General features: G+C 44.9%; 5 protein-coding genes. 3 read left to right on the forward strand and 2 right to left on the reverse strand.

The annotated features are described in order from the left end of the window. Positions 1-647: cell division protein FtsX (locus PLH26_RS18420; RefSeq protein WP_324587500.1), on the reverse strand; the 647-nt coding region annotated here is incomplete at its 3' end. A gap of 250 nt (positions 648-897) precedes the next feature. On the opposite strand from PLH26_RS18420, the gene PLH26_RS21840 reads away from it, so the two are divergent. Further along, a complete protein-coding gene (locus PLH26_RS21840; protein ID WP_502876411.1) occupies positions 898-2,391 on the forward strand; it encodes an endonuclease domain-containing protein in 1,494 nt (497 codons plus the stop codon). Next, entirely contained in the window at positions 2,352-4,340 is a 1,989-nt protein-coding gene (locus PLH26_RS18435; protein ID WP_502876413.1) for a class I tRNA ligase family protein, read from the forward strand. Before PLH26_RS21840 ends, PLH26_RS18435 begins: the two co-directional genes overlap by 40 nt. Before the next feature lie 75 nt (positions 4,341-4,415). Here the strand turns inward: PLH26_RS18435 and PLH26_RS18440 are convergent, their stop codons facing one another. Continuing rightward, positions 4,416-5,438 carry a hypothetical protein gene (locus PLH26_RS18440; RefSeq protein ID WP_324587501.1) on the reverse strand — a complete coding sequence of 341 codons (1,023 nt, stop codon included), beginning with the start codon at positions 5,436-5,438 and terminating at the stop codon, positions 4,416-4,418. A 379-nt stretch (positions 5,439-5,817) separates the two neighbouring features. On the opposite strand from PLH26_RS18440, the gene PLH26_RS18445 reads away from it, so the two are divergent. Further along, the coding region (locus PLH26_RS18445; protein WP_502876412.1) for a transcription-repair coupling factor family protein at positions 5,818-7,201 on the forward strand (1,384 nt) is incomplete at its 3' end.

Consider the following 7,201-nt stretch of genomic DNA (forward strand, 5'->3'; position numbering starts at 1 on the left):
TTCAGATCAAAAGGCTTGGAAATGAACCAGCGGGTAGCGCCTACCATTTGCATGGTTTTGATCAGGAACCGGTTGCTGAACATTGCCAGCTTAATGGTATTATCAATGAGGATGATGACCAGTATGCCCAATAAGGTTACAGCACCCAGCAAAACCCAGCCCACTTTGCGCACTACATTATTGAGGTTGCTCACTACTTCATCGGGGTACCTGATATCGCTCACAATGATGTTTTGTGAAAGATCTGCCGTTATATTGGTAAGGGTATCTTTGTTTACGTATTCCGACTTAAGGTTAAAGTCGATGCTCGCCGGCAGGGGATTGTAGTCCAGTACTTTATTCCAGTCTTCATTGCCTTCTTTAATAAATTTATCCCTGGCCATTTCTTTGGTAACATGCTCTGCCGCTGAGGCATAAGGTTTTGCCCTGATATAGGATATCAAGCTGTCAATATCTTCCTGGGGGGCATTTTCACGCAGGTATACCTGCACCTGCACGCTTCCGCGAAAATAGCGCTCGAGCTTGCTCCCGTTAATTACAAACCAGCCCAGGATACCTACCAGAATGAGCAGTGAAGCCACACCAAGGATACTAAAGAAATAAGAAGGTTTGCTCCTTCTCATGGAAGTTTTGCTGATTTCAATCATTGAAACAGGATTAATTAAGTTCTGTAAACTGGGGCATTTTGTATGACGAGAAAAGCAGTCTTCGCCTTCATCTTTCAAACATAATGCAACTTTCTGTTTTATTACTACAAAAGTAGCGATGGTCTGGGTCCGGCAAAAATAACGGTTTTATAGCTGCATTCCGTAAATTTGCCCCCCACTTAACGGCTGGCCGAATTGAATATTTTTTACGGCAGCCATTTACTTTGCGCGATAAGGGATTTTTAACATTATGGAATACAATTTCAGGTCAATAGAGCAACACTGGCAGCAGCAATGGAAGGCGGAAGGGATATATAAAGTAAGCAACGATGCTTTCCGGCCCAGGTATTATGTATTAGACATGTTTCCCTATCCGAGTGGTGCGGGCTTGCATGTGGGCCATCCCCTGGGGTATATTGCCAGTGATATTTATGCGCGCTACAAACGACTGAAAGGCTTTAATGTATTGCATCCTATGGGTTATGATGCATTCGGGCTGCCTGCCGAACAATATGCTATTGAGCATGGCATCCACCCGGCGGTATCAACCGAAAATAATATCAATACGTTCAGGAAGCAGTTAGACAATATCGGGTTTTGTTACGACTGGAGCCGGGAGATCCGTACCAGCGATCCCTCATATTACAGGTGGACACAATGGATCTTTTTGCAATTGTTTAAAAGCTGGTACAACAGGAGCACCCAAAAAGCAGAAAGCATAGATGAGCTGGTTAAAATTTTTGAAACGGAAGGAAATGTTAATCATCCCCTGCCTGACCAGAAATTTGAAATTTCAAATTTGAAATTTCAAATCTTTTCATCTTCCGACTGGAAGGCATTTGTTGAAGCTACCCGGCAGTCCATCCTGATGGAATACCGATTGGCGTATTGCGGCTATGGTGAGGTGAACTGGTGCGAGGCCCTGGGAACGGTACTGGCCAATGATGAAGTTATAAACGGGGTAAGTGAACGCGGGGGTTACCCGGTGGTAAAGAAAAAATTACGGCAGTGGTATTTGCGGATAACGGAATATGCCGACCGCCTGCAGGGCGATCTTGATACCCTGGAGTGGAGCGATGCCATGAAAGAAATGCAGACCAACTGGATCGGCAAAAGCAGCGGGGCGGAGATCAAATTTCCCCTCTCTATCTCTCCCCGCAGGGGAGAGGAAAAGGAGGAGATTGGAGCGGAGAACCAAGCGCAGGGTAAAGAAAGTGTTCCTGGGTTTGGATATGCGAAGTATAAAGTTGATAGTGTATTGGGTTTTGAGAATGCAAAACGGATGCGAAAAGCGCCTACAGAAGCTGAAGGTATCTTATGGAAAGCCTTGAAAAATAAAGCGACTGGTTATAAATTCAGAAGGCAGCACCCGGTTGAAAATTATATTGTTGATTTTATATGCCTTGATGTTTGGCTGGTTGTTGAAATAGATGGTGGGTATCATGAAAAACCTGAACAGATACAGCTTGATAAAGAACGGGAAGCAATATTAAAAAAGATTGGCTTTACAACCCTCAGGTTCAGCAATGAGGAAGTGATTACTGGCGTGGAGAATGTGGTTGAGATGATCAGAAATACTTGTGATCATATTAAAACTACAAATGCCCAAAAAATAGCTGCAGCCGGGGGCTCCTCTCCCTTGCAGGGAGAGGCGGGGGGGAGGGTTTATACAACAAGGCCCGACACCATCTTTGGGTGGATTTTATGGTGCTGGCGCCGGAGCATGAATTGGTGGAGCGGGTAACCACGGCTGAGCAGAAAGCGGCGGTGGAGGAATATGTGGCTTATGTAAAAAGCCGCAGCGAACGGGAACGCATGGCCGAAAAAAAGATCACCGGCTGCTTTACCGGCGCTTATGCTGTTAACCCCGTAAGCGGGAAACAGGTCCCGGTTTGGATCAGTGAATATGTATTGGCGGGCTATGGTACCGGCGCTATCATGGCCGTGCCCTGCGGCGATGAACGCGATCATAAATTTGCAAAGCATTTTAATATACCCGTTACCAATATCATAGGTGATTATTATAACGGAGAAGAAGCCAACCCTACCAAAGAAGCGGTATTGCAGAACAGCGGCTTTTTGGATGGTATGGTCATGAAGGATGCCGCTGAAATAGTGATACAATGGCTGGAAGACAATGAAGAAGGCGTGCGAAAGGTGAATTACAAAATGAGGGATGCGGCGTTCAGCCGCCAGCGGTACTGGGGTGAGCCTTTCCCTATAGTATGGAAAAACAACATTGCTTATCCTTTGGATGAAACTGAGCTGCCGTTGGAGCTGCCTCATGTGGAATCGTATAAGCCCGGGCCGGAAGGTGAAGGTCCGCTGGCGAATATTCCTGAATGGACGCTCGTGCCTGAGGGGGTGAGGGAAACCAATACCATGCCCGGTTATGCCGGCAGCAGCTGGTATTTTTTGCGGTATATGGATCCGCATAACGACAAGACTTTCTGCGACAGGAAAGCCTCCGACTACTGGAACCAGGTGGACCTGTATATCGGTGGCACCGAACATGCCGTCGGGCACCTGCTGTACAGCCGCATGTGGACGAAAGTATTGTATGATCTCGGCTATATCGGTTTTAATGAGCCGTTTAAAAAATTGTTGAACCAGGGAATGATACAGGGGAGCAGCCGGTTTGTATACAGGATTGAAAAGTTTACTAGACGGGGTGATTTCGATGACGAAGGAGGTATAGAAGAAGTTAAGGTAAAAGACAAAATGATTTTTGTTTCAAAGAATAAAATGGGCAGATCCATAGGAATAGATGGTGTAATAGACAATACAAAGTTTGCAGAAAAAATTTTGGAAATTTTGAATATACCAATAAACGACCGCGCTTCTTATGGATTTAAGGAAGACTATTTTTCTCCGATTCATGTAGATGTAAACATTGTAGATGGCGTTGAATTGGATATTGAAGCTTTTAAAAGATGGCGCAACGGGGAATATGCCAGCGCTGAATTCATTTTGGAAGATGGGAGGTACATCTGCGGCGTGGAGGTAGAAAAAATGTCCAAATCAAAGTTCAATACGGTGAATCCCGATGAACTGGTTTTTAAATACGGCGCCGATACCTTCCGCATGTATGAAATGTTCCTTGGCCCGGTAGAGCAAAGCAAACCCTGGGATACCAAGGGCATTGAAGGCGTACACCGTTTCCTCAAAAAACTATGGCGCCTGTTTTACGATGAGCAGAAAGGGAAATTGTGGATAGATGAACAACCTACTGCCGAAGAATTGAAAGTATTGCATCGCACCATTAAAAAAGTGGAAGAAGATACCGAACGGTTTTCTTTCAATACGGCAGTGAGCGCTTTTATGATCGCGGTAAATGAGCTGTCTGATTTGCAGTGTCATAAAAAAGCGATCCTTGAAAATATACTGGTGCTGTTAACGCCTTATGCACCGCATATCGCGGAAGAGCTGTGGCAGCAGTTGGGCAACAGCGGCAGCGTGCTGGATGCTCCCTACCCGGTGTTTGAAGAAAAATATACAATAGAGTCTTCCAAATCGTACCCGGTTGCCATTAATGGTAAAACCCGTACGGAAATAAATATAGCGCTGGAGGCCACCCGGCAGCAGGTAGAAGCACTGGTGCTTGCCAATGCTGTGGTGCAGAAATGGCTGGAAGGCAAATCGCCTAAAAAGATCATTTACGTGAAGAACAGGATGATCAATGTGGTGGTGTGAGCGGGTTACATGTTTCAGGTTACAATTTCCCTGCACCTTGTAACCTGCAACTCACCCCTCACTATTCACAACTGACTACTCACTCTCCTTCACAAACCGTATCATCGCGCTGCTGCCTTCGTTGCTTTCGAGCCGGGCCTCATAGCGCTTCTCACCTATATAGGCAACCATAAAAGAAGTATTGGGCGGGATGGAGCCGAGGTTTTCGGCCACCATTACCAGTTCATTGCTTTGTTGCAATTCGCTTGCCGGCAGTTTTACGGTAAATGGTTTATCGGTAAGATAAATGTGTTGAAAAATAAGCCTGTCATTTAAAAAGAGCGTGATCGAATCGCCGTCTATTTCGGCATTATCATAAAAATTCAGTTCAATGGAATCGCCGGCTACGGGTATTTCCAACACAGGTATTTTCTGGCGTTGCGCAAACTTCTGTTCAATGGTAAGCGGTGCCGCTATGCTTACCGGTGGGGCCTTAGGCTGCACTGCAACTACTGGGGGATTTCTCTTTTCTTTTATAACAGGCGGTGTAATTGCCATGGGTTCTTCTGCTATTACCGGAACCGGCTGTCTTGCGATCAGTCCAACACTGTCAATGATATACGGATCATTAGCGCCGGCGGTAAAATTCTCGATCACAAAATCCCATTCATCATAAAAAGAAGGCTTATTGGTTTTATCTAAATGCACTTCGCCTTTTGGCCTGCTTTCATCTTCTTTCGGACCGGCTTCGCCTTCTAATTTCATAATGCCTTCACCCGGACAGTTGAAATCGGCCTGTGAATGCAAAGCTGCTTTACCCGGTGAACCAATACCTGCTCTTCCGCTTTTTTCTTCTAATAGTTCATCATCCCACCATACAGCAAGATTATTGGGCTCATCAAAAAAACCTTTAATACTGTAACGCCGGTAATGGTTGGGTGACTGATAATAATAGGACGTGCCCCTGAGGCTGTCTCCCTTTTGTATGATCTTCAATTCAACTTTTTGCCGGTTGATCTTTCCGCGCCATACGCCTGTGATCATTTGGGCAGCAGCCTGCTGCCCAAACAGGAAAATAATGACAATAAGAATAGTGTTATTCAGTGCACGCTGTTTCAAAGTCGGAATTTTGGTTGTAACGGATAGCGATGACGATTATTTTGCCAAAATGGTTTTAGGAAAACCTTTTAACTAAATATTGTTTTTTCCCAGAAACTTAAAAATGACATTTCAGGCGGGGCTTTTTTGGTTACTTTTTTCCGCAAAAAAAGTGACAAGAAATAAAAGGCAAATAAAACCAGTTTACATGGCGGATACAGCTGGTTCGTTCCAACCATGACATGCAAAATCCGAAGTACTACTTATCTCAACAGATATTCACCATCTTTAACACCCGGAAGAAAATGAACAAGCGAACAACTTAAATTTAGCGCTTATCTTTGCAGCTCTTTACCAATGCCCGTGCAATAGTATAGCGTGTGGGCGGATTTGATATAAGATGAATTTGAATGTGTTGCTCGAAGAGTATTTGAAAGATAACCGCATTTTTCAGATTGCGGACAGGCTCGTATTGTCAAAACCCCAGCGTATTTTTCTAAAGAACCTGAATGGCAGCGCCTCACAGTTTGTTTTCGGATCTGTTTTCCGCCATGACCTGGCTTCGCAATTGAACCACCTGGTGATATTGAATGACGCGGAGGAAGCCGCTTATTTTCACAACACATTAGAAAACCTTACTTCGGCGCTCAACGCATTTTATTTTCCGTCTTCTTTCAAGAACAGGAAAAATTACAGGCAGCTCAATGCTTCGCACGTAATGTTACGTACGGAGATGCTTACCCGCTTTTCTACTGCAACAGGCAACAGGGTGGGTGCTGTTGTTACCTACCCGGAAGCATTGTTCGAAAAAGTAGTGCTGCCAAAAACCCTGTCGGGAAATATCATCCGTATCAAAGCCGGCGACAGCATCAATGTAAGTGAGCTGCTATCGCAGTTTGTGGATTACGGTTTTGAAAGAACCGACTTTGTATATGAGCCCGGCCAGTTTGCCCTGCGGGGAGGTATACTGGATATTTATTCTTTTGGCAATGAAAAGCCCTACCGCATTGAATTGTTTGGCAATGACGTGGATTCTATACGGATATTTGATCCCGAAACCCAGCTAAGCGAAAGAAAGCTGTTGCAGGTAACGATCATTCCCAATGTGGAAACACAGTTTGATACGGGAGAAAAAGTTTCTTTGCTGGAATTTTTACCGGACAATACCGCAATATGGGTGCAGGACTGGGATGTGGTAAAGGAAAAGCTGAATGTCCAGGAAGAGGATCTTGAGATATTTTTCAGGGTACAGGAAACGGCCAAAAAGCCAGTGAACGATGATGACAATTTAGAGAAGAAAGACGTGACCGGCGATGATTTTGTACCCGTGGCTGCAATCGAAGAACAACTGCAATTGCGGCATATGGTTGAGTTTGGCCATACACCGCATTTCGGCGGTATAGAAATAACGTTCGATACCAGGGAACAGCCTTCTTTTAACCGGCAGTTTGATTTTTTGATCAGGGACCTTAAAAGCTGGGAGGCAAAACAATACCATATATATCTCTTTGCCGAAAATCCACGGCAACTTGAGAGAGTGCACAGCATTTTTGCAGACCTGAAAGCAGAAATACAGTTCACCCCTATACCCATTTCCATTCATGGAGGATTTATTGCGCATGATCTTAAGGTGGTTTGCTATACAGATCACCAGATATTTCAACGCTACCACAAATACAGGGTAAAGCAGGCCTATAATAAAAATAAGGCGCTTACGCTTCGCGCTCTCCGCGAATTGCAGCCGGGAGATTATGTTACGCATATTGATCACGGCGTGGGCATAT

Source organism: Agriterribacter sp. (assembly GCF_035444585.1).
GTDB lineage: Bacteria > Bacteroidota > Bacteroidia > Chitinophagales > Chitinophagaceae > Agriterribacter.

What these genes read in the sequence shown, in the direction of transcription:
- PLH26_RS21840 (WP_502876411.1), top strand. Translation starts at nt 898, where the DNA reads ATGGAATACAATTTCAGGTCAATAGAGCAACACTGGCAGCAGCAATGG.
- PLH26_RS18435 (WP_502876413.1), top strand. Translation starts at nt 2,352, where the DNA reads ATGGTGCTGGCGCCGGAGCATGAATTGGTGGAGCGGGTAACCACGGCT.